This is a genomic window from Nocardia carnea NBRC 14403 (assembly GCF_000308515.1).
Taxonomy (GTDB): Bacteria; Actinomycetota; Actinomycetes; order Mycobacteriales; family Mycobacteriaceae; genus Nocardia; species Nocardia carnea.
The window spans coordinates 82,132-105,128 of the sequence record NZ_BAFV01000001.1; the positions used below are offsets into that span (position 1 = coordinate 82,132).

The window sequence follows — 22,997 nt, forward strand, 5'->3', positions numbered from 1 at the left end:
GCCATAGGCGCCGCCGATGCCCGCGTGGGTGCCGGGAACGGCACCGTAGCAGGTGCCGACGATGGCAGTGTGCCTGCCGGAGATGCTGCGGACCGCGGCCGCACCGTATTTCTCGATGCCCGCGGCCTGATCGGTTGCCGGCATCGGCTCGGGCTCGACGCCACTTATCCGGAACAACTGGCCGAAGTCCGGGAGGACCCCGGGGTGCAGCAGCGGCGTGCGGCCGCGCAGGCCCATCGCGACCGGGTTCGCGACACCCTCGTCGCCGAGGACCCGGATAGTTGGGTCATCATCGATCCGGCGCAGCCCGCCCGTGCCCGCGCCGAGGCCACGTTGCGGGCGTGCGCGGCGGGGGCGGCCCGGATCTGGGGTGGGCTGCTTCCCCAGGAATCCGATACCGGCCGCCGGGGCGGCGCCGAGATCCTGCTGCGGGACGTGGGCGGCGGCTATATCCCGGTGATCGTGGTCAACCACAAGGTCACTGATCCACGCCGTCCCGAACCGGCCGAATTCCACCCGCTGACCTCCGATCTGCTGCATTGGCGCCCCGAACCCGACCGGGCCCGGAAACTCCGCCAGCAACCCCGCGATCAGCAGCGCCTGGCCCACGTGTACCGGATGCTGCAACGCCGCGGCCTGGCGACCGCCACCCCGGTCGGCGGCGTTATCGGCTTCCACTTCGACCGGATCCTGGTGCACGATCTGTCCGCCGTGCTCACCGATTACGACAACCGCTACGCGGACCGGATCGCGGTGCTGCGTGGCGAGGTCGCCACCGTTCCCTCGAAGGTTCCCGAATGCCGCCAGTGCCCGTGGTGGACGCGCGGCGCCGCCGGTGGCTGCCAGGCATGGCTCAACGAGCACCGCGATGTGAGTGTGGTGGCGCCGGGGTCGCGGGCCGAGGTGCTGCGTGCGCACGGTGTGCGGACAATCGACGAACTCGCCGCTTGGGCCGAACCCGAACCGGAGGATTGGCAGCACGGGCCGTTCGAAGAGGCCGTGGTCACCGCGCGGGCCTGGCTGGTGGACGCGCCGCTGGTACGCCGGTCCGACCGCGTGTGGGTGCGCCGCGCCGATGTCGAGGTGGATGTGGATCTGGAGAGTTATCAGGAGGACGGCGCCTACCTCTGGGGCACGTTGCTCGACGGCAGGTACCGGCCGTTCGTCACCTGGGATCCGCTGCCGACCGAGGACGAGGGCCGGTCCTTCGCCGAATTCTGGACCTGGTTGATGGGGGTCCGCGAACAGGCCATGGCCGCCGGTAAAACGTTTGCCGCCTACTGCTATTCGCGCTCGGCCGAGGACAAATGGCTCTACGAGTCCGCACGCCGGTTCGCCGGCCGGCCGGGGGTGCCCACCGCGGCGCAGGTGACACAGTTCGTGGATTCGGCGCAGTGGGTGGATATGTTCCAGGCCGTCACCGATCAGTTCATCTGCCCGAGCGGTAAGGGGTTGAAGAAGATCGCGCCCGTCGCCGGATTCGCCTGGCGCGATCCGGAGGCCGGGGGTGAGGCGTCGATGAGCTGGTATCGGCGGGCGGTCGGTTACGACGCCGCGCCCGATCTCACCCAGCGCACCCGCCTTTTCGAATACAACGAAGACGATGTCCGCGCGACAGCTGTCCTGCGCGAATGGATGAATCCGCGGACCCCGACCGAGCATTGCGCCGACCGGGAGGTGCCCACACTCGCGGATTTCGCGCAGGCACCGACTGCTCCGACCGACCTGAGCCCCAGCCCGGCGCAGGCTTGATTACCATGTGACAGCGTGACAGAGCACGTCGAACAACTCGAGTTCCAGGCCGAGACCCATCAGCTGCTCGAGCTGATGATCCACTCGGTCTACTCCAACAAAGACACGTTCCTGCGGGAGCTGATCTCGAACGCTTCCGACGCGCTGGACAAGCTGCGGCTGGAGTCCTATCGGGACAAGGATCTGCACGTCGACACCGACGACCTGCATATCGAGCTGGAGGTCGACGCCGATCGGCGGATCCTCACGGTCCGGGACAACGGCATCGGCATGTCGCGTGCCGAAGTGGTGGATCTGATCGGAACCCTGGCGAAGTCCGGTACCGCCGAACTGCGTCGCAAACTCAACGAGGCCAAATCCGATGCCGCCGCCGAGGAGCTGATCGGCCAGTTCGGTATCGGCTTCTATTCGACGTTCATGGTGGCCGACAAGGTCGAGCTGACCACCCGCCGCGCGGGTGAGACCACCGCGACCCGTTGGCAGTCCGAGGCCGGCTCGGGTTCCTACACCATCGAAACCCTCGACGAGGCGCCGCAGGGCAGCGCGGTCACGCTGCATCTGAAACCGGCCGACACCGAGGATCACCTCTTCGACTACACGCAGGAGCACAAGCTCCGCGAGATCGTCAAGAAGTACTCCGATTTCATCGCCTGGCCGATCCGGATGCAGGTCGAGCGGACCGTCACCGAGGGCGAAGGCGAAGACAAGCAGGAGAAGACCGTTGTCGAGGAGCAGACGCTCAACTCGATGAAGGCCCTCTGGACCCGCCCCAAGGGCGAGGTCTCCGAGGAGGAGTACCACGAGTTCTACAAGCATGTCAGCCATGCCTGGGACGAGCCGCTGGAGACCATCCCGCTCAAGGCCGAGGGCACCTTCGAATATCAGGCGCTGCTGTTCCTGCCGTCGCAGGCGCCGTTCGACCTGTTCACCCGGGAGCACAAACGCGGTGTGCAGCTCTACGTGAAGCGCGTGTTCATCATGGACAACTGCGAAGAGCTGATGCCGGAGTATCTGCGTTTCGTCAAGGGGGTGGTGGACGCACAGGATCTGTCGCTGAACGTGTCCCGCGAAATCCTGCAGCAGGACCGGCAGATCCAGATGATCCGTAAACGCCTGGTCAAGAAGGTGCTGAGCACCGTCAAGGAGCTGCAGGGCGCCGAGGATCAGACCAAGTACCGCACCTTCTGGCAGGAATTCGGCCGGGTCCTCAAAGAGGGCCTGCTCTCCGATTTCGACAACCAGGCGACGATCCTGGAGGTGTCGTCGTTCGCCTCCACCCACTCCGATACCGAGGCCACCACACTGGCGCAGTACGTGGAGCGGATGCCCGAGGGCCAGGACGCGATCTACTACATGACCGGCGAATCCCGGGAACAGGTGGAGAAATCACCGCACCTGGAGGCGTTCCGAGCCAAGGGCCGCGAGGTGCTGATCCTCACCGATCCCGTCGACGAGATGTGGGTCGGATCGGTGACGGAGTTCGACGGCAAACCGTTGCAGTCGATCGCCAAGGGCGAGGTCGATCTGGAAACCGAGGAGGAGAAGAAGGAATCCGAGGCCCTGCGCGAACAGCAGGACAAGGATTTCGCCGAGGTGCTGACCTGGCTGGGTAAAACCCTCGAGGGCAGCGTCAAGGAGGTCCGCCTCAGCTCCCGGCTCACCTCCTCGCCGGTCTGCCTGGTCGGCGATGTCTTCGATATGACCCCGATGCTGGAACGTATGTATCGGGCTTCGGGTCAGGAACTGCCCCAGTTCAAGCGGATCCTCGAGCTCAACCCCACCCATCCGCTGGTGACCGGGCTGCGCGATGCCTACGACACCCGCAAGGACGATGCGGACGAGGGTAAGGTCCCCGAGCTGATCGAGACGGCCGAGCTCTTGTACGGGACGGCTGTGCTGGCCGAAGGCGGGGAACTGAAGGATCCGGCCAAATTCGCGCAGATCCTCGCCGACCGGCTGACGCGTACGCTCTGACTGCTCCGGAGGCCGCGGCTTGCCCCGCGGCCTCCTCCCGGCCCCGTCGGTGCCGGCCGCAGAACGGAGGCCCGAACCGCCTCGGTCACCTGTGGGACGAGGTGGCCGAGGAGTACGCGGCTTCCACGATTTCGCTGCTGCGGCCACCGCATGCCCGAGGCCGGGGCACCGGCAGGTCGTGCTCGGCCGGTACGCAGTATGGGTTGACCGGCGTACCATCCGAACCCTCTTTGGACGCAAAGGTTTTCGCCAGGACTTTGACCTGCGGTTTGTAATTCGTCAAGGGGTACGGCCGATGGATCATCCGGAATACGCGAATCGTGTTCCGGATAGGAGATCGATCATGTCGACTACCACTGCGGCGCGCCGTGGATTGCGCTCCACCTCGCTTCGGATCGCGCTGCTCGGGGCGCTGCTCGCGGCCCCCGTCCTGGCAGTGGCACCGGCGTCGGCGGAACCAGGGATAGGTCCGATCACGACGCACCTCGCCCCCGTCTCCGATGACTATGACTCCTCCGGCTACGACCGGTGGGGCTATGACCGTGACGGCTATGACCGATCCGGTCGCGATAAGCGCGGTTACGACAAGGAGGGTTTCGACCGGTGGGGTTATGACCGTGACGGCTATGACCGCGACGGCTTTGACACGTGGGGTTACGACGAGGACGGTTACGACGAGGACGGTTACGACCGGTGGGACTCCACGCGCGACGGATGCCGTATCGACGGCAACGATGAGAAGTGGGCAATCCGCCGGATCTGCGATGCCTGGCGGGCACGCGTGGCGGCTGCCGGACCCTTCGCCGATCGAACCGGCCTCCTGTAATAGGCGCACCTGGAAGGCGCACGCCCGCCGCCCGGCTTTCCGGCCGGCCGGCGGGAGCGGTTGTAGCGGGACTGCGGGATACCTACGACAACCGAAATAGGAATGTCGAACGGGTAAGGTTCCCGAATCCACCGAACGCCTGTGCAGCACCGTGAATTCGGCCGAAGGGGGCAGAGCTGATGGGGCGGCAAGATATCCGTTACCGGGTTCGGCTGTGCGGCAGTGTGTTCCGCTCCGCCTCGGGGCAGTCGGCCGGCCCTCGTCTACATGGACCTGCAGTTTGTACAGGAATCGTGCGGAGCGGCGATAGTCCGGTCGAAGCGCGGGAGAGCGCTCGGATTGGAGATCGAGGATGTCGACAGCCGTTACGAGTGGCAGGAGCCGGCGCCGTACCGCCATCAGGGCCGCACTGTTGAGCGCCGTGGTCGCGCCCGTAATTCTGGCCGCCTCCGCTTATGCGGTGCCGGATGCCGCAGAACCGCCGGTGCCGACCCAGAACACGCCGACCCTGCCGCCTGCTCCCACTGGCACGCCGGTGCCGCCGACTACGACGCCGGTGCCGCCGACTACGACGCCGGTGCCGCCGACTACGACGCCGGTGCCGCCGACCACGACGCCGGTGCCGCCGACCACGACGCCGGTGCGGCCGCCACTACCCGCCGATTGTCCCGACGGCATACCTGAGCACGCCCCACACTGTGTCGGAAACGGCCCGGACGATCCCTACGATGCCGACGGCTACGACGACTTCGGTTATGACCGCAACGGTTTCGATCGCTTCGGTTACGACCGGTGGGGTTACGACCGGCAGGGATACGACCGGGGAGGATACGACCGGCTCGGCCTCGACCGTGACGGTTACACGCGCCAGGGTTGCCGTGCAGACGGTGTGGATCGGGAATGGGCCGATCGCGCGATCTGCGACGCATGGCGGGCCGAGCGTGCGAACGGGCTCCGGCTCCCGACGGGGAGCGCCGGCTAGCTCTCCGCTGCCGCGGCAGGACGAACGCCCGCCCTCCGGCTTCGGAGGGCGGGCGTCGTGTCGTCAGGGGAGGTGGTTACCGCGGCGCCATGCGCAGCGCGCCGTCCATGCGGATGGTCTCGCCGTTGAGGTAGTCGTGCTCGACGATGTACTGCGAGAGCTGCGCGTACTCGTCCGGGCGGCCCAGCCGCGACGGGAACGGCACGCCGGCCTCGAGGCCCTGGCGGTATTCCTCGGTGACACCGGCCAGCATCGGGGTATCGATGATGCCGGGGGCGATGGTGTTGACGCGGATACCGAACTGCGCGAGGTCACGTGCGGCCGGAACGGTCATACCGTGTACGCCGCCCTTCGACGCCGAGTAGGCGATCTGGCCGATCTGGCCCTCGAACGCCGCGACGGAAGCGGTGTTGATCACGACACCGCGCTGTCCGGATTCGTCGACCGCGTCGGTCTTGGCGATGGCATCGGCGGCCAGCCGCATGACGTTGAAGCTGCCCAGCAGGTTGACGGTGATCACCGTGCGGAACAGTTCGAGATCGTGCGGGCCGTTCTTGGACAGGATGCGCCCGGCCCAGCCGACACCGGCGCAGTTGACCACGATACGCAGCGGGATACCCGATTCGACCACCTTGGCGACGGCGGCGGCGACCTCGTCGTGGCTGGTGACATCGGCGGCGAGCAGGGTGACCCCGTCGGGGACATTGTCGCCGGCGCGCTCGATCGACTGCGGTACGTCGAGCCCGAAGACGGTGGCGCCCAGATCGGCGAAACGCTTGGCGGTGGCGGCGCCCAGACCGGACGCGCCCCCGGTGACGATGGCGGCGGAACCCGAAATCTCCACGATGGTCCTCTCGTTCGTGACAAGCCAGTTGGCCTAACGTCAATTGCACCCTAGCCCGTGGATACACCGGGGTCGTGGACGGTCCCCTTGCGCGGATCGGTCACCGGATGCTAGTGCTGCCCACCAACCGGGCGGTCGCCGATATCCGCGGTGTCTGCCGAGGTCACCGCCATTTCCCGGGCCATCCGGCGGGTACGCAGCCACCACAGCGTCACCGCTGCCACGGCGGGCGCCGCCAGGGCGAGGCCGATTCCCGGTAGCAGGCCGAGGGCCGGGGCCGCGGTGTTCAGTGCGGTCAGTGCGCCGATGAACAGGAACAGCAGCCCCGAACCGAATCCGATGGCCCGTTCGGGGAGGTGCTTGCCCAGCAGAATGCCCGCGGCGATAGCCAGCGCGTCGGCCGCGACCATGCCGATGGTCGATCCCAGCCAGACCCCCGCCCAGTTGTTGTCGGTGGCGAGCGCGGCTGTGGCGAACATGGTGCGGTCGCCGAGTTCGGCCAGTAGGAAGGCGGAGAGGACGACGAAGAAGGGCGCGGCGGCGGCGAACCTGGGTGGTGAAGGTTCACCGTCGTCGTCGCCGACGAGTTCGCGCAGTGTCCAGACACCGACTGCGAGGAAGGTCACCGCCGCGACCCAGGCGATGGCCGTCGTGGGCAGGGCGGCACCCAGGAAATGTCCGATGGCGACCGAGAGTACGTGCACGGCGGCGGTGGCCACGGTGATCCCGCCGAGCACCACCCACCAGCGATAACGCAGAGCGAAGGTCAACGCCATGAGCTGGGACTTATCACCCAGTTCGGCAAGAAAAACGATACCGATGGCGAGTCCGATGGTGGCGATCATCCGAGGGGCTCCCGATCCTCCGGTTCACCGGCCGGAGACAGGATGCCTCCGGCCGGCACCGCAATAGCTGTCCGGCCGAAGGTCTCGCCCACCGGGGTACCGGTTCACGCGACCGGATCCACCGCCGGGGCGGCGTGATCAGTATGTCGACCGCGTAATTGGGGGCTACTCCCCTTCGCTGTTGGCAACCTTATCGCACCTCTGCCGGTGTCGCAATTGCGCAACAGTGAAATATGGCTTACAGCAATAAGTTTGGGTAAGGTAGCAGCATAGTTAGGGGACCCTGATAACCATTGTCCGGTCATCCGGAATGGTTCGACGGCATCGCTCCAGCAATCAGATCGCGAGCCCTGAACCGAAACGGGGGGTGCTCGAAGGTCGGACCGGGGGTGTGGGTCCTTGCGAGTTGTGGGAAATGCTTCCGGCCGGTGAGCGGCCGGATCACCGAGAACCGTGAGCCGTGTGACCGAACGTGAGCCTGATGGGTCCGGTCGATCGGTACACTACCGACCAACGAGAGGATCACGTCAGATGTCGATCGAGAACCGCTTGGCTGTACTGGAAGCCCAGGTTGTGCAGACAATCAACGAGCGCGATCGGGAACCGGAATCGGTCCGGAGTCTCCGAGCTCGCATCGATAGCAACCACAATGCGGTCGTGGGGGAGCTCGGCAGCCTGCATGCGGACGTCCAGGATCTGCGGACCGGTCAAGCTCGGCTCGAAGCCGGGCAGACCAAGCTGCGTGCCGATGTTCAGGAGCTGCGGGCGGGGCAGGCTCGGCTCGAAACCGGCCAGGCTCGGCTCGAAACCGGCCAGGCTCAGCTCGAAACCGGGCAGGCGGAGTTGCGCGCCGACGTTGCCACCTTGCAACAAGGCCAGCAAGCTGTCATGGACAAGCTCGCGCAGATCTTGTCGAAGCTGCAGTAACCAGCTGAGTGGTGCCCTCGTCGGTTTCGACAGGCTGATAGCGCTATCGACGCGAGCCCGGGAACCGCCGGGCTCGGCACCGGATCAGGCGGCCAGCAACATGGCCAGCACGGCGGTGTCGGGATCGCTGATCGGGTCCAGTCCCACCCTGCTGACCAGGGAAGTGACCGTCCCGTCCGCCTCGGCTTCGGCCCAGGCGGCCCGGTGTTCCAGGCCGAGGTGCGGCAGCCCTGGCAGCAGTACGCACCCGGAAGCAGCGCCCGTGCACTCCGGTAGTGAGGGATTGGTTTCCGCCGGGGGATGCAGCATGAACAGGGCAGGCGGTGTGTGTTCGCCGAAAAGTCCCGGTTGCACACTTTCCTCGCCCAGTACCGGGCCTTCTGCGATCACCAGCCCGACCGTATCGGGTGCCGGATCATCGGGTAGGTCCTCGCGCACTCCGAAAACCGTCGAGGTGGTGAGGAGGCCGGGCATGGAGGCCACGCGTACCGCGAGCACCAGCAGTTGGGACCATTCCTTGGTCGTATCCGGCCAGCGGCCGGAGATCACGAAACCGCGCAGTGTTCCGCCGGCGTGGAACGGCGTCACGCCGATTTGACCGTTGCCGCGCATGATGCCTCCCGTACGGATACCGGGGCGGCCTTGCCCGTCTGTATCTACTCGGCATGAGCGAGGGCCCTGCGTGGTTACGCTTCGCTACCGCCTTCGGGCCTGACTCGCTCATACCGCAAGTTGTGTGAAGTTCGAGCATCTCCCAGAAGTTGTCTGGCACACAAGTACCAGAGAGTGCCAGTTCACCGGCAAACGCCGAAATGCCCGCGGACCTCGAGGTCCGCGGGCTCGGTGGGCTACGTCGTTTCCGGCCAGAGTTCGGCCGGTGATCTCGACGCGGCGATCAGCCGAAGATGAGGCCCTTCGCCTGGCTGGTGGCCTTGGCGAAACGCTCCTGGACGTCGGCCCAGTTGACCACGTTCCAGAAGGCCTTCACGTAGTCGGCCTTGACGTTCTTGTACTGCAGGTAGAACGCGTGCTCCCACATATCGACCTGCAGCAGCGGGATGATGCCCAGCGGAACATTGGCCTGCTGGTCGTAGAGCTGGAAGGTCAGCAGCTTCTGGCCGAGGGTGTCGTAGCCGAGCACCGCCCAGCCGGAGCCCTGCAGACCGTTGGCCGCGGCGGTGAACTGCGCGCGGAACTTGTCGAACGAACCGAACTGGTCGTCGATGGCGGCGGCCAGCTCACCGGTCGGCTTGTCGCCGCCGTTGGGGGAGAGGTTCTTCCACCAGATGGAGTGGTTGACGTGACCGCCCAGGTGGAATGCGAGGTTCTTCTCGTGCAGGAAGATGGCGCCGTGATCGCCCGCTTCGCGCGCGGCTTCGAGCTTCTCCAGTGCGGTGTTCACCCCGGCGACATAGGTCGCGTGGTGCTTCGAGTGGTGAATCTCGTTGATCTGCCCGGAGATATGCGGCTCCAGGGCGCCGTAGTCGTAATCCAGATCTGGCAGCGTGTACTCAGCCACGATGTCCCTTCCTTGTCGGGTCGAGCGCGTCCTTTACGGGAGGCTCCCGACCATTCGTACACCCGATCGGTCCAACTCGCCCCGACACCCCACCATTCCACACGGAGGCGAAACCGACCATTTTTGTTCCGGTCCTGTGATACATCCGCCGCCGCCTGCCCGGTCCGACCTGGCCGGATGCGAGTCGGCGGCCCGTCTCGCGCGGAAGGCGAGCACGGTCACCGGACTCGGCACCGGGGCCATCGGCGCCGGCCCTCGACCATCCACCGCGCTACCCGAGCAGCGGAAGCAGCGGCGCAGCAGACGTTTACCGGCGGCCGCCGCTGCGGACCGCTCGGCGATGGTTCACAACGGCGGTGCGATACCCGGATGCGATGCGCGCGGGTCACCCTTGTCGTGGGCCGCCCACCAGCGCTGAGAACCGGAGACCAGCTCCGGTAGCGGTACGGGTGCCCCGTCGGCGCGCTGTGCGGTGACCGAATCGAACCAGACCCGGATATCGAGTTCGCGCGGATCGACTCCTTCTTCCTGGGAGAACTCCAGGACATGGCGGGAGATCCGGGTATCGATGGTGGTGTCGAAGCTGAGCAGTTCGCTCCACAGCGTCCAGCTGCTGTCGTCCAGGTCGACGAATTCCCAGCCGTGTAGCCGGCTACCGCCGAAACTGGCGATCGCGGCGTCGAGGCCGGTGAGCTCCAACGGCAGGATTCGCGGTTCCAGATCGTCCCACCGCTGCATCCGCAACGATGCGGCAATTCTTGTGACCCCGTGGAAGATGAGCTGCACCCGTTCCGTATGGGTGCCCGGTGTGGCGTCGCCGGTGGCGATGCCGGTGGTTTGCTCCGGCAGGCTCAGTACCTCGAGGTCGAGTATCAGTCGTTTGGCCTCGGAATCGACTGTCGATCCCAGGCAGCCGGCCTCCGAAAGTGCTTTGTCGAGACCGGCCTTGTCCAATTCTTCGAGTAACCCCCTGGTCGATGTCATGGCGCCAGATTACCGAGATCAGCACGGGGATCAGGGGATTTTCGATTTTTCCGGTTCCGGTGGAACCGATTCGGCACCGGCGGCGTCCAACTGGTTATCGGGTCGCGACGGGGCGCGGCGCGATGCAGTGGCCGGACGGCCGCTCCGGGATTTTTTGGAGGGGAGTACCGGATCGGCCGTTCGGGTCCACCGTTACCGCAGGTCGAGCCGTCGATCCGGGGAACCTGGGATAATGGTGCGCTGAATGGTAGCTGATTGCGCCGGAACACGGTGCGAATTATGCATATTACTCATCACGGGGCCATCCATGGATATGGCCGGCGCACGATCGGATCGCAGCGGTATCCCGATCCGGCGAATCTTCGGCAGCGCCCGGCGTGTCGGTCCGGTCCGGACAGTTGTGGACCGCCGGCCGGCAGTGACCGGGCGTGCCTGCGGACGCTCGCCCCGGACCCGGCGGCAGTACCGGCGGTTGTGGCAGGATCAGTAACGTGACGAGCTTCGGGGTCCCGTCGGTATCGGTCGAGGCCGTACCGGCCGAATTCGATCAGCCGCCCGGGCAGGCGGAGGCGGCTGCCGTCGTCCTGCTCGATGTGCGTGAAGACGACGAGTGGCAGCTCGGCCATGCGCCGGGCGCCGTGCACATCCCACTGTCCGATATCCCGGCGCGCTACGGCGAACTGGATCCGGACGCCGACCTGTATGTCATCTGCCGGCAGGGCGGCCGCTCGATGGAGGCGGTCAAGTATCTGGTGAACATCGGATGCGTTGCGGTCAACGTGGCCGGCGGCATGGTGGCCTGGCAGCAGCTCGGCCGTCCGCTGGCCGGCGAGGGCCCCGGGCCCGCGACGATCTACTGACGAATTGCGAGGTGCGCGGTGAGTACGGTGGTGCAGCCTTGTGCCCGCTGCGGTACACGCTGGGCGGTGCAGGGTACGCCGATGCACTGGTGCCCGCGGTGCCGCGGCGTTCTGCTGTCCCCGGGCCCGATCGACGCCCCGCCGCAGCGCCGTAATTACCGCTGGGTCGCCCGCCGGCCCGGTCGTCTCGACCGTTCCGGCCGTACCGCCGGAACGGGCCGGGTATCCGCGGCGACGCCCCGATACACCGAGATTCCGCGCTGGGGGTTACAGGACCGCCCGGTAGCCGCGCACGACCGCGACCAACCCCGTCCGCTGAGCACGCTCACCCGCTGGGTGTACACCGCGCTGCCGGCCACCGCCGTGCTGTTCGGTCTGGCCGCCGTGGCCGAACTCGGCCGATACCTGCTTCTGCTGCGCAATCGCACCCGGCTGATCGAACCGCCGCTGCTGTGGTTCTCCGACGCACTCGTGAACACCGCCGCGCTATTCGCGTTGATCATGGCGCTGGTCGCCGCGGTGGCCGCGCTGGGCTGGCTGATCGAGGCGCGTCGCGCCACCTTCGCCGCGACCGGTCGCCGGGACCCGCGGTCACCGCGCATACTTGCGCTGGGCTGCCTGATTCCGGTGGTGAACCTGATCTGGCCCGGTGTATTCCTCTCGGAAATCCTGGCCGAACGCGGTGATCCGCGCCCGTTGCGGGCGGTGCGGATCTGGTGGGCGGTCTGGGTTCTCGGCGGCCTGCTCGCGGTGGCGGCGCTGTACTGGCGGACCGCCGATTCGCTGCAGGCCCAGGCCGACGGCGTGCTGTTCACCGCGTTGACCGATCTGGCCGCGGCCGCTGTCGCCGTACTGACACTCTGGGTCGTGCGCACGGTCGAGGGCCGCGATCTGCGCGGCCGCGACCGGCTCGCCCACCGCTGGGTGGTGGCCGTCGATCCGGCCACCCCGCTGATCGAACCGGTGCATCCCGGCGGTGCCGCTACGGTGAGCACGGCGCCGGACGCCGGGTCGGCAGAGTCCCGGGACGGTGCCGGCCGAGCAGCACAGGAGGTTGTGGCCCAGTGAGCGAGCACAGCGACCAGTCGGTCCAGGGCCCGCGTGCGCCGTTCGTGGTCGCGCACCGCGGCGCCTCGGCCGCGCGTCCGGAACATACGCTGGCGGCCTACGAACTTGCGCTGGAAGAGGGCGCCGACGGGGTCGAATGCGATGTGCGGCTCACCCGCGACGGTCATCTGGTCTGCGTGCACGACCGTACGGTGGACCGCACCTCGAGTGGTACCGGATTGGTCAGCGAGCTGACGCTGGCCGAGCTGAAGGAACTGGACTTCGGTGACGGCTCCCCGGCCGGTGTGCTCACGCTGAGCGAACTCATCGGACTGGTGCTGGATTGGCGTAGCCGCCCGACGAAACTGTTCATCGAGACCAAGCACCCGGTCCGATACGGGTCGCTGGTGGAGAACAAAGTCCTGGCCGAACTGCAGCGTTTCGGGATCGCCACCCCGGCGTCGGCGGCCCATTCGCGGGCGGTGGTGATGTCGTTCGCGGCCACCGCGGTCTGGCGGATCCGCCGGGCGGCGCCGTTGCTGCCGACCGTGCTGCTCGGCGAATCCTCCCGCTACCTGGGCGGAAGTGCGGCGACGACCGTGGGTGCGACCGCGGTGGGGCCCTCGGTGAAAACTCTGCGCGAACATCCGGAGCTGGTGGACAAGGCTGCGGCGGCCGGCCGGGCGACCTACTGCTGGACGGTCGACGAACCCGACGATATCGCGCTGTGCGCGGATCTCGGGGTGAGCTGGGTGGCGACGAACCACCCGGGGCGGGCGAAGGCTGTCCTCGCCAACCGCTGAAGCGGCTACTCGCCGGGCTCCGAACCGAGTGGCCTGCCGCCGGTGGACCGGTATGCCGTGTAATTTGACCAGCCGTGGGTAAGAGCAAACGCAATAGTCCGAAACCCGGAGGCAACCGGGCCCAGCGTCTGGCCGAGCGGCGAGCGGCATTGCAGGAGGCCGAATCTGCCGTCGCCCGTCCTTTCGAGGGGCTGGCCGCGGAATGCGATCTGGTCGCGCTGCGCGAGTTCGTCCCGTCGGCGACTGCCGAATTGACGCTTGCTCCCGGTATCGCCGCCGAGCGACCGGTAGTCCTGGCGACTGTGCTGCCGGGTGCGGTGGCCGCGCTGGTACGCGCCGTCGATACACCGACCGGATATATCGGTGTGCAGGTACAGGCCCCGACGGTGGACCCGGCCGCGGATATCGCGGCGTCGGTTCTGTGGGCGCAATCCGCCGAACCCGGTGATTCGCTGGCCGTGGCGCATGCCGCGCCGGGCGGGCCCGCGCTTTCCGATGTGATCGTGGCGGATGCGGCGCTGGATCTGGTGGTGCACCAGGATTTCGATTGGTGGGTGCCGGAAGGGGTGCAACCCGATCCGCAGATCGCCGCCACCATCGAGCAGGCCAAAGAGGCCATCATGCCGTCGGATCGGCTGGATCTCGGGCCCGCGGCGATCGGTGCGCCCTGGTGGGTGGATGCCGGTGAGAAGGCCCATCTGCGCTGGGTCCGGCCGGAGTCGGAAGATGATCTGATGCTGGCGCTGGCCCGGTTGCACGCGGCGGGTGGGTTGCATCTCGGTGAGGGGTCGCGGTTTGCCGGTTCGTTCCGTACGCACGGGCTGCTGGTTCCGGTCTTCGATCTCGATCCGGAGCGCCATGTGAGCGAATGGGCTACACCGGCAACGGAATTCGGCGAACGTTTGGCCGAGGCGCTGGCGGTCGATGCGCCGCTGACCTCGGATCAGCGGCGCTCACGGGACGGGCTGCGGTCACGTCAGGTGACCCTCCGCTGAATAAAACGGAGAAATTTCCGAAAAACCCTTCTTTCCGAAGCTGATCTCCGCTAGGTTTCAGAGGTCGCCGTTTCTGGAACCCCCCGGCGACGAACGTCAGCCGACACACGACCCGGCGCCGGCTGACGTGCTGGAGCATCGGCCGCCCGACCTCGGCGCAGTAGGCCGGGACGGCCGATGCTCCTATTCATCACCCGGGAAACAGTCCACGAGCCTCGTCCGAGCCGTCCGCATTGCGGCGGTTACTCGGCGGGGCGGACTGTCCAGTTATCAGATATGGCCGCCGGCCACCGAGGGCGAGCCCGGCGCATAGGTCGGGTCATCGCTCATCTCGCGGGCGATGAACTCCTCGAGATCGAACAGGTTCGAACCGGCGCGGTCGGCGACAGTGAGCAGCGTGGTCATCTTCGCAACTTCCTCGACCTGCTCCTTGAGGAACCACTGCATGAACTGTTCGCCCAGATAATCGCCTTCTTCGCGGGCGGTACTCGCCAGCTGGACAATCTGGTCGGTAACGGTCTTCTCCTGATCGAGTGCCAGCGCGATCGGCTCGCGGGAATTCTCGAAATGCGACTTTGCTGCATCGACGCCGGAAATGTCGACGCTGATATCCCGATCCAGGAAATACTGGACGATCATCATCGCGTGATTGCGTTCCTCGACGGCCTGCGCGTAGAACCGTTTCGCGAGTTGAGGCAGGTCGGCGTTGTCGTACCACACGGCGATGGCGATGTACTGATGCTCGGCGTTGAACTCGTGCCGAATTTGATCGTGCAGCAAACCGTGGAATTTGCTGCGGGGGCTCTCCGGATGATTGGACATGCCTTGACATTAACGCCGGAAAGGGGCTATGTCATCCAAGTGCAGCCTTATTGAGGCTAGTGTTGCCTTATTCGAATGAGGATAGTATTGCCTTATTTATTTCGGCCGGCTCCGGCCATTTTCGGCACCGAGCTGTTCGTTTGCGGTGCGACCGTGGGCAGCTCCCGGGCCACGAAGTCTTCGACATCGAACAAATTCCCGGCTGAGCGATCGATCACAGCCAGCAAGGTCGACATACCGGCCACATCCTGTTGCTGGCACTCGAGCAGCCAGCTCATGAATTGCTCACCGAGGAAATCCGCCCATTCCCGGGCCACCTTGGCGAGTTCGGTGACCTGATCGGTCAGAGTCTGCTCGCGGGCGAGCAGGAAAGCCACTGCGGCATGAGGTGATTCGAAGGTCTGGCGCACTTCGCCGAGGCCGCCGATGCTGATCTCGAGATCTCGGTCGATCAGATACTGGACGATCCGCAGCGCATGTCCGCGCTGCTGTTCCGACCGGCCGTAGCAATGCGCGGCCAACCGTGGCAACCGCTGGATATCGAAGTACACCGCCGCGGCCAGATACTGCTGCGAAGCGGTGAGCCCGTGCTGCACCTGGGCCCGCAGCAGGGCGGTGAACGGCTGAGCCAGGTCGCTGTCGTGCATATATCGATTATCGCGCGTTCGAAGACAGGCTGGGCGCCCGGGCTGCGACGAGTGGTCGTCGCCGGGCCAGGCGGGCTCACTCGGTGGTGAGCTCCGCCGGGACCGGATCGCCGTTGGCCAGCGCTTCGAAGAACCGACTGGCATCGGGCTTCGCCCACAACACGACGTTGCCGCTGGCGGTATCGGTGAATCCACCTACCGGCACGCTCGTCGCCAGGGTATCGCCCCGTAACGACCAGCCCAGCCGGGCGAGGTCCCAGATATGGTCGTCGGAATCGACGGTCAGCGAGCGCGCGGTATTACTGGCCATGGGCCACAGCGCGAACGGGTTGGCCAGGGTGGCCGGGCTGGTCGCCTTCTCCAGCAGGGCCGAGAGGAACAGTCGCTGATTGTTCATGCGATCGATATCGGCGAGTGCGGTGGCCCGGCTGCGCACGAAGCCCAGCGCCTGGGGACCGTTCAATTCCTGACAGCCCGCGGGAATATCGATCCCGGCCAGCGGATCGTTGATGGCCTGCGGTACGCACACATCGATACCGCCCAGCCCGTCCACCACACCCGCGAAACCGGCGAAACCGATCTCGGCGTAATGATCGATATGCAATCCGGTAGCGATCTCCACGGTTTGGGTGAGCAGGGGCGCCCCGCCGAAAGCGAATGCGGCATTGAGTTTGTCCTGGCCGTAGCCCGGGATACCGACATAGGAATCGCGCGGCAGGCTCACCAAAGTGGTGCGCCCCGAGGGCGGGATATGCACCAGGATGATGGTATCGGTGCGCGGGTCGCCGACGTCACCGCCGGTGGCCAGGCCCTGCGCCTCGTCGTCGGACAGCCCGGCCCGGCTGTCCGATCCGACCAGCAGCCAGTTCGTACCCGCGGTATTGCCGACCCGGTCCTCATAATCGCCGAGCGCGTCGATTCTGGTGAGTGAACCGTCGAGTTTCACGACGGCGTACACCAGCGCGGTGACCAGTACCAGCAGGAAAACGAGAACCCACCGGCCGATATGGCGTTTCCGGCGGCTTCGCGGCCGCGGGGCGGCACCGCCGTACGGTGCATCCCGGCCCGGGGGCGGTGGCCGCCTGCGACCTCCGCGGTCCGGAGCCGGACGCCGGCTGGGTGCGTACTCGGATTCGCGGTAGGGCACCGGACGTTGCGTGGGTGCATGCGTGTGCGGACCGGGTTTGCCGCCACGTCCCGGCGCCGGCGGGCGCGCGGGCGCAGCTTGCCTTCCCTCGGGGGCCTGGGAGTACGCCCGGGGCGGTTCATAGCGTTCTGTGGGCCGGCCGCCCCGGGCCGGGCCCGGACCGCGGCGGATGACCTGCGGCGGTTCGGCCGGTGGGCGCCCGCCGGGCGGCGGGGGTGGGGCGGGCCGGCGCGCGGGGCCTCGTCCGGGTGCTCCGTTCTGCGGCGGCACCCGGCGCATCCGTGGGTCGTCGCCGTTCATCATCATCAGACTGTACTTATCGTTGTCGCCGTTGTTCGTTAGCGCCGGACCGGCCGGACTGCATCCCAGGTGAGGGCGCCGATCGTGTCCAGCCGGGTTACGCGGCGGACCTCACGGCAGCCACGACACCCGCCCACGTAACACTCCGTAGCCGATGTAGGCCACCACATCGATCACCGCGTGCGCGATCACCAACGGCCACAGCCGGCCCGTGCGCTGCCAATACCGCCCGAAGATCACGCCCATCACCACGTTGCCGATCCCGCCACCGAGCCCCTGGTAAAGGTGATAGCTGCCACGCAGCAGCGCCGAAGCCGCCAGGGCCGAATTATCCGACCAGCCCAGCGTGCGCAGCCTGGTCAGCAGATAGGCGACCACCACGATCTCCTCGGCGCCCGAATTGGCGCAGGCGGAAAGCACCAGCGCCGGCATCCGCCACCAATGGTCGGCCAGTGCGTCCGGCACGATCGTCACATTGATCCCCAGGCTCTGGGCGATGAGATACAGCCCCAAACCGGGAAGCCCGATCACCGCGGCGAGCACCAGCCCGTGCAGTACATCGGGCCGGAAACGCATCCGGGCCAGACCGATCGCCCGGGGCCCCAGCCCGCTGCGCCACAGCAGGTAGAGCCCGAGCCCCGCCCACGCGGCCAAACGCGCCACACCGAGCAGCTGGAACAGCAGGTCCAGCACCGACTGACTCGTCCGTGACGAATTCAACGCGACGGTCTGCTCGCCGACACCGCCCGGCGCCAGCGCGCTCTCCAGCAGCGACAGCGCGGCATTCATCCCGCTCAGGCCGAACGTGACACCGAGGACAACGAGAATTTCGAGCCGGACAGCCCGCTGCTCCCGTAGCCGGTCACCGACCGTCCAACCGCTTTCGCTCATGTACCGAACTTATGGCCCAGTGTCCGGACGCGCGGTCCGAGGTGCACGGACCGGCCGATGCGCGGGCCGCCGGGTTCAGATGGAACGCAAACCGTTGAGAAATGGGCAGCCGGCGAGGGTGCGGACCGCCCGGCTCAGCGCCTCGACATCTTCGGCGGGTGTGGCGAAGGGCAGACGGAAATCGTGATCGCCTTCGATTCCTTCGATGCGCAGGGTGAGGCCGTAGCGGTCGATGGCCAGCGGGTGGATCCGGCCGTGGCGCAGCCGGGCCGGCAGGTGCCGGGCCAACTGTGCGACCACATCGGCGTGATCGGCGTCCAGATGCTGCAGCCATGCCGATTCCATCCCGCAGAACGGGTCGGGGGTGGCGAGTCGTAGATCGTCGACGCAGACCGATTCCGCGCCGGCCGAATCTGCGACGACCGCCGAGTTCAGCACCAACCGGAGCAGGGTGGTGGTGTGGCCGATATCGAGCAGACCGGGATGTGGATATTCCTCCGCGACCGCAGTGACCAGGGTGCGCTGGGCGCGGGCGGGCACCGCACGGATCCAGCCGCGCAGCCAGACCAGCGCCCGGACCGGTTCGCGCAGCGGCAGCGGGGCGTGATCGGTGAGTTCGAGAACGGCGGGGGCGCCGGCGACCTGTTCCCGAGCGGCGTAGACCGCGGCGCTCTCGTTCGGTACCGCGATCACCACATCGCCGCACTGGCGCAGATAGTGCACCGGTACAGGGGTCGGATCGGCGCCGGGCAGCGCGAGAACGGCCTCTTCGGCGTGTGCGCAGGCGCTGCGGACGCGTTCGGCGGTGGACGGGGCAGGGGCGGTCGGCGCCATCGGTACCTCCAGTGCGGGCGGACCCGGCTTCACGATCGAGAATTAGGTAAACCTAAGCTAAGTTAAAGTCGGGTGCGGCGCAAGAGGATCGCCGCGTAAGCAGGCGGCAGGGCCGGGTGCCCGGTGGCTACGCCGCCGCCCTGCCTACGATCGAAGAGTGGTCGCAGGCGAGTCCGAACCGGTACTGGTGGAACTGAGCGTTCCCAAACGCGTGGTCGAACGCGGACTGGTGGACGGCCTGGTCGTACCGGCGGGGCAATTCACCGGCGAACGCCGGCTGGACCCGGCCCTGCCGGACGAACGCATCGCCGACTTCCTGGCCGAGGCCGCGCACCGCCCGGATGGTTTCGTAGCCCGCGCCGAGGACGGCACACAGGCCCTGGCGGTTCTTGCCGGCACGGTTGCCGCACTGTGCGGCGAAGATATCCGTAAGGCGCTGAACAGCCCGGATATCGTATTCCTGGCCGGTCTTTCCAGTGGCGCAGCCGACGCCGTCCGGGAAATATTGCTCGGGATCGAGAGTGATACGCCGGTGGAGACAGAGCGCGCGCTACGTGCGGCGCTACGCCCCGCGGAGACGGGAGACTGACCCGCGGGTGCCTCCGTGTGGCGTTCCGCGTCCGCGCATCCGGGTACCCGATACCGGGGGCGAGCACACCGCCCGCACAAGTACCCTCGTAGACGTGCCGCGTATCGCCTATTTCGGTCCGTCCGGAACATTCACCGAGATGGCCCTCGCCGAATTCGAGAGCTCGGGGTCCTTCGACGGGCCGGTCGAGCGGATCGCCGCTCCCAGCCAGGCAGCCGCCCTGGACCTGGTGCGTGCGGGTTCCGCGGCCGCGGCAGTGGTGCCGATCGAGAGCTCGGTGGAAGGTTCCATCTCGGCGACCCTGGACTCGCTGGCCATCGGGCCGCGGTTGCAGATCGTCGCCGAAACCGAACTGGAAGTGACGTTCACCATCCTCGCCCGGCCCGGAACCGATATCGCCGCCGTCCGGTCACTGGCCGCGTACCCGGTCGCATTGGCGCAGGTCCGCAACTGGGTGGCCGATACCTGGACCGATATCTCGATCCACACCTCCAACTCCAATGCCGCGGCCGCGGAAGATGTCCGGGACGGCCTGGCGGACGCCGCGGTGTCCACCGCACTGGCGGGAGAACGGCTCGGCTTGACGGTGCTCGCCGCCGGGGTCGCCGACCACGACCAGGCCGTCACCCGCTTCGTACTGGTCACCGCGCCGCGCGTGGCACCGGCCCCCACCGGCAGCGACCGCACCTCGATCGTGATCGAGGAACTGCCGAACATGCCCGGCTCCCTCATGCGGGCCTTCGCCGAATTCTCCACCCGCGGAATCGATCTCACCCGGATCGAATCCCGCCCCACCCGGACCGGTATGGGCACCTACCGCTTCTACCTCGACTGCGTCGGCCATATCGAAGACGCCGCGGTGGCCGAGGCATTGAAGGCGCTGCACCGCACGGCGCATATCCGATTCCTCGGCTCCTGGCCGGCCACCTCCGCGAACGGCACACCGCCGCCGTCGGATGAGGATGCAGCGCTCTGGTTGACCCAGCTACGCAAAGGGGTGGCCGACCTGTGACCGCCAAACTCATCCTGGTCCGGCACGGCGAAACCGAAGGAAACGTCGCCAAGATCCTGGACACTAAACTGCCCGGCCTGCCGCTCACCGAACGCGGCGCCGCCCAGGCCAAGGCCTTCGGCGAGGGATTACTGACCCCGCCGCGCGCCCTCTTCCATTCGCATGCGCTACGGGCCCGCCAAACGGCCGGTTATATCGAGGCGGCCACCGGAGTGCGGGCGATAGCCCGCGACGATGTCCACGAGGTGCAGCTCGGTGACCTGGACGGATCGGCCAGTCCCGAAGCCCACGAACATTTCCAGGCGGTCTACCGGTCCTGGCACGAGGGCAGGTTGACCGAGCGTGTTCCCGGCGGAGAATCGGGTCGCGATGTACTCGACCGCTTCCTGCCCGCAATCGCCGATCTGCGTGCGGAATACCTGCTGGAAGCCGGCGACAGCGGCGATGTTCTGGTGGTTACCCACGGCGCGGCCATGCGGCTGCTGGGCCGCGAACTGGCCGGGGTGGCCCCGCCTTTCACCACCAATAATCATCTGGACAACACCGAGACGATCGAACTGGTCGCCCGGCCCGGCGGTGGCTGGGAATGTGTCCGCTGGGGCCGGTTCGCTCCGCCGTTCGGCGGTAAAGCCGAATTCGGCGCCGACGATCCCATGGGGTAGCGAGCGAGCCTCGGGTGCTCACTGCCATGGGCCCAGCCCCGGCCGTGTCCGGAGACGCCCAGAACTCTGTCCTTGTTACTCACCGATCCCCTGTGCGTAGGCAACGCACAGGGGTGAATCGGCTTCGACCGGTCGGGCCGTCAGGCCAGCGCCGGGTTGGTCGGGAATTCCGAACGTTCGGGCAGTGAATTGATCAGATCCTGCAAGGCGATTCGCAGCCGGGCATCCGTACCGCTGCTGAACGACGTCCATTTGGTTCCGTCGTCCGCGATGCTGGCGGTGCCGATGAAACGGCCCGCCCGGGTATTGAATACGGCGATATGGTTGTCGGCAACATCGCGACTCGCGTCCCCGTAGACGACCCCGACGATTTCGGCATGCGATTCACAATGCGCCATGGCCGAGGCGATGGCCTGCGCATCCCGGGTGGGATTGCCGACCTTCGCCAGCCGAGCGGCGGTGGCTGCCGGATCCCCGGTGTCGTCGAAAATCGGCACGAGTTGTTCGGTGGGCGCATTCATTCCGGTCAGTTCCAGCGGTTGGCCGGGGCCGAGGGCCGCCATCACCGGTCCGGGTAGATCTTCGCCTGCCTCATCGACGATGTAGGAGGTCGGCCCACGCAGGGCGACCGTCACCAAATCGTCGCCCTTCGCCAGGCACATCCGGCTCGCCTGGCCACCCACGAAGAGTCGCAGTGCGACCTCCCAGTGCGGCCGGTACAGGCCGCGTAGCCGGTCGGCGAGATCCGGGTGGATACGATCGCCGTCGAGCAGTTCCCGTTCGATCAGCAACTGCTCGGCGGCTTTCATAGCTCTGTCGTGGTCGGCCTCGTTGTCGTAGCGACCCCGTGCGTCGAGCACGACCGGGACCTCGTCGATCTCCAGTTTTTCCAGGAGATACTGCATTTCGTCGAGCGATAGCGTCACTGCCGCGAGCATGGACGCCCCGCGCCCCCCACCCAGCACCGTCACTTGTCCGTCCGCTGGGGTTCGGCGCCGATGACGCCGTCCGCGATGTAGCGCCCGTCGGCGAAATGATCACCGCGCAGATAATCGGCCGCGTCGTGGTCCTGTTCGTCCTCGCCGTTGCCACGGGCGTTACCCATCAGCGGGCTCCCGGCGGTGCCGGGGCCGGTCGGACGTACGGGGGCAGTCTCGCTACGCGTCACGGCGACGGATTCGGTGGCGGGTGCGCCGCCGCCCGCGGGTGGGGCACCCCAACCCTCGGGCACCTTCAGCCCACCGTTGTTCAGCCCCAGGGCCGAGCTGGGCACACCACCGGCCCGGGTGGCGGCCGCCGCGGTGGATGCCGCTGCCGCGCCGGTCACCATGCCGGGCATCGGCGCCACCGAGGCCGGCGCCGATGTGGTGGTGGCCGCGGCGATGGCATTCGCGCCGAGATTGCCGACGGTGGTGACGCCGGTGCCCGCCACCGACGTTGCTACATTCGCGGCCTGGGTAACCGCACTCGCGACACCGGGGTTCTGGGCCAGCGCACTACCCGCCGCGGCCAGCATCTTCACCGGATCGCCGTTGGCTTCCTTCATGGCATCCTCGGCGGGACCCGGATCGGCCGTGCCGGCGCCGTTGGCGATCGGCGGCGGGTTGAGGAATTCGCCCGGTGTCAGCACCAGCGCCGTAATGGCCGCCTCGTAGGTCTCCATAGTGAGTGCGGCTCGCAGATCCAGGGCGGCCTTCGCCGTTTCTGCAACCTGGGAGCTGCCGTTGAGGACACC

23 protein-coding genes and 1 pseudogene are annotated in these 22,997 nt (G+C 67.1%); 12 read left to right on the forward strand and 12 right to left on the reverse strand.

Features of this window, described 5'->3' with window-relative positions; all coding sequences use genetic code 11:
- Positions 1–69: 69 nt before the first annotated feature.
- The 4 genes from ON22_RS00340 to ON22_RS36455 all read left to right on the forward strand — a co-directional run bounded on the left by ON22_RS00340 (position 70) and on the right by ON22_RS36455 (position 5,236).
- Positions 70–1,752 carry a TM0106 family RecB-like putative nuclease gene (locus ON22_RS00340; protein WP_051157007.1) on the forward strand — a complete coding sequence of 561 codons (1,683 nt, stop codon included), beginning with the start codon at positions 70–72 and terminating at the stop codon, positions 1,750–1,752.
- 15 nt (positions 1,753–1,767) lie between these two features.
- On the forward strand, positions 1,768–3,726 hold the full coding sequence (gene htpG, locus ON22_RS00345; RefSeq protein WP_033243802.1) for a molecular chaperone HtpG: 1,959 nt from the start codon (positions 1,768–1,770) through the stop codon (positions 3,724–3,726).
- A 343-nt stretch (positions 3,727–4,069) separates the two neighbouring features.
- Entirely contained in the window at positions 4,070–4,552 is a 483-nt protein-coding gene (locus ON22_RS00355) for a hypothetical protein (RefSeq protein ID WP_156052270.1), read from the forward strand.
- Positions 4,553–4,819: 267 nt separating this feature from the next.
- On the forward strand, positions 4,820–5,236 hold the full coding sequence (locus ON22_RS36455) for a hypothetical protein (RefSeq protein ID WP_156052271.1): 417 nt from the start codon (positions 4,820–4,822) through the stop codon (positions 5,234–5,236).
- Between the two features lie 374 nt (positions 5,237–5,610).
- On the opposite strand, the gene ON22_RS00370 is transcribed toward ON22_RS36455, so the two are convergent.
- On the reverse strand, positions 5,611–6,378 hold the full coding sequence (locus ON22_RS00370; protein ID WP_033243806.1) for an SDR family NAD(P)-dependent oxidoreductase: 768 nt from the start codon (positions 6,376–6,378) through the stop codon (positions 5,611–5,613).
- Positions 6,379–6,488: 110 nt separating this feature from the next.
- Positions 6,489–7,223: a TMEM165/GDT1 family protein gene (locus ON22_RS00375; protein WP_033243807.1), complete on the reverse strand. Its 735-nt coding sequence runs from the start codon at positions 7,221–7,223 to the stop codon at positions 6,489–6,491.
- Between the two features lie 531 nt (positions 7,224–7,754).
- Here ON22_RS00375 and ON22_RS34315 point away from each other — a divergent pair.
- On the forward strand, positions 7,755–8,150 hold the full coding sequence (locus ON22_RS34315; protein WP_051157001.1) for a hypothetical protein: 396 nt from the start codon (positions 7,755–7,757) through the stop codon (positions 8,148–8,150).
- A gap of 84 nt (positions 8,151–8,234) precedes the next feature.
- Here ON22_RS34315 and ON22_RS00385 read toward each other — a convergent pair whose 3' ends face one another.
- The 3 genes from ON22_RS00385 to ON22_RS00395 all read right to left on the reverse strand — a co-directional run bounded on the left by ON22_RS00385 (position 8,235) and on the right by ON22_RS00395 (position 10,653).
- The gene (locus tag ON22_RS00385) at positions 8,235–8,762 is read right to left on the reverse strand and encodes a hypothetical protein (protein ID WP_033243808.1); all 528 of its coding nucleotides are present in this window, start codon (positions 8,760–8,762) and stop codon (positions 8,235–8,237) included.
- A 283-nt stretch (positions 8,763–9,045) separates the two neighbouring features.
- On the reverse strand, positions 9,046–9,669 hold the full coding sequence (locus ON22_RS00390) for a superoxide dismutase (protein WP_033243809.1): 624 nt from the start codon (positions 9,667–9,669) through the stop codon (positions 9,046–9,048).
- Between the two features lie 345 nt (positions 9,670–10,014).
- Entirely contained in the window at positions 10,015–10,653 is a 639-nt protein-coding gene (locus ON22_RS00395; protein WP_033243810.1) for a hypothetical protein, read from the reverse strand.
- Positions 10,654–11,144: 491 nt separating this feature from the next.
- Between ON22_RS00395 and ON22_RS00405 the strand changes: the two genes are divergently transcribed.
- From ON22_RS00405 to ON22_RS00420, 4 genes are all read left to right on the forward strand, one after another.
- Entirely contained in the window at positions 11,145–11,513 is a 369-nt protein-coding gene (locus tag ON22_RS00405) for a rhodanese-like domain-containing protein (protein WP_033243812.1), read from the forward strand.
- A gap of 18 nt (positions 11,514–11,531) precedes the next feature.
- Entirely contained in the window at positions 11,532–12,581 is a 1,050-nt protein-coding gene (locus tag ON22_RS00410; protein ID WP_033243813.1) for a DUF4328 domain-containing protein, read from the forward strand.
- Positions 12,578–13,363, forward strand: a complete 786-nt coding sequence (locus tag ON22_RS00415) for a glycerophosphodiester phosphodiesterase (RefSeq protein ID WP_051157003.1) — start codon at positions 12,578–12,580, stop codon at positions 13,361–13,363. The genes ON22_RS00410 and ON22_RS00415 overlap by 4 nt, the downstream gene beginning before the upstream one ends.
- A 74-nt stretch (positions 13,364–13,437) precedes the next feature.
- Positions 13,438–14,358, forward strand: coding sequence for a DUF5926 family protein (locus ON22_RS00420; protein ID WP_033243814.1), 921 nt, complete (start codon positions 13,438–13,440; stop codon positions 14,356–14,358).
- A 270-nt stretch (positions 14,359–14,628) separates the two neighbouring features.
- Here ON22_RS00420 and ON22_RS00425 read toward each other — a convergent pair whose 3' ends face one another.
- The 5 genes from ON22_RS00425 to ON22_RS00445 form a co-directional block, all read right to left on the reverse strand.
- Positions 14,629–15,180, reverse strand: coding sequence for a ferritin (locus ON22_RS00425; RefSeq protein ID WP_033243815.1), 552 nt, complete (start codon positions 15,178–15,180; stop codon positions 14,629–14,631).
- Positions 15,181–15,272: 92 nt separating this feature from the next.
- Positions 15,273–15,827 (reverse strand): ferritin, encoded by a 555-nt coding sequence (locus ON22_RS00430; RefSeq protein ID WP_033243816.1) that lies wholly within the window; start codon positions 15,825–15,827, stop codon positions 15,273–15,275.
- A 76-nt stretch (positions 15,828–15,903) separates the two neighbouring features.
- Entirely contained in the window at positions 15,904–17,274 is a 1,371-nt protein-coding gene (locus ON22_RS00435; protein ID WP_033244427.1) for an LCP family protein, read from the reverse strand.
- 111 nt (positions 17,275–17,385) lie between these two features.
- The gene (locus ON22_RS00440; protein ID WP_051157004.1) at positions 17,386–18,165 is read right to left on the reverse strand and encodes a CPBP family intramembrane glutamic endopeptidase; all 780 of its coding nucleotides are present in this window, start codon (positions 18,163–18,165) and stop codon (positions 17,386–17,388) included.
- 75 nt (positions 18,166–18,240) lie between these two features.
- A complete protein-coding gene (locus ON22_RS00445) occupies positions 18,241–18,999 on the reverse strand; it encodes a DUF2470 domain-containing protein (protein ID WP_033244429.1) in 759 nt (252 codons plus the stop codon).
- 157 nt (positions 19,000–19,156) lie between these two features.
- Between ON22_RS00445 and ON22_RS00450 the strand changes: the two genes are divergently transcribed.
- The 3 genes from ON22_RS00450 to ON22_RS00460 all read left to right on the forward strand — a co-directional run bounded on the left by ON22_RS00450 (position 19,157) and on the right by ON22_RS00460 (position 21,262).
- Positions 19,157–19,588: a hypothetical protein gene (locus tag ON22_RS00450; RefSeq protein ID WP_033243817.1), complete on the forward strand. Its 432-nt coding sequence runs from the start codon at positions 19,157–19,159 to the stop codon at positions 19,586–19,588.
- Positions 19,589–19,682: 94 nt separating this feature from the next.
- Complete coding sequence (gene pheA / locus ON22_RS00455; protein ID WP_033243818.1) at positions 19,683–20,600, forward strand: prephenate dehydratase; 918 nt, start codon at positions 19,683–19,685, stop codon at positions 20,598–20,600.
- Positions 20,597–21,262 carry a histidine phosphatase family protein gene (locus tag ON22_RS00460; RefSeq protein WP_033243819.1) on the forward strand — a complete coding sequence of 222 codons (666 nt, stop codon included), beginning with the start codon at positions 20,597–20,599 and terminating at the stop codon, positions 21,260–21,262. Before pheA ends, ON22_RS00460 begins: the two co-directional genes overlap by 4 nt.
- A gap of 140 nt (positions 21,263–21,402) precedes the next feature.
- Here the strand turns inward: ON22_RS00460 and ON22_RS00465 are convergent, their stop codons facing one another.
- Together ON22_RS00465 and ON22_RS00470 are read right to left on the reverse strand one after the other, a co-directional pair.
- Positions 21,403–22,188 (reverse strand): ESX secretion-associated protein EspG, encoded by a 786-nt coding sequence (locus tag ON22_RS00465; RefSeq protein ID WP_231508522.1) that lies wholly within the window; start codon positions 22,186–22,188, stop codon positions 21,403–21,405.
- Between the two features lie 41 nt (positions 22,189–22,229).
- Positions 22,230–22,997 (reverse strand): annotated as a pseudogene (locus tag ON22_RS00470) (PPE family protein); the annotation flags it as partial.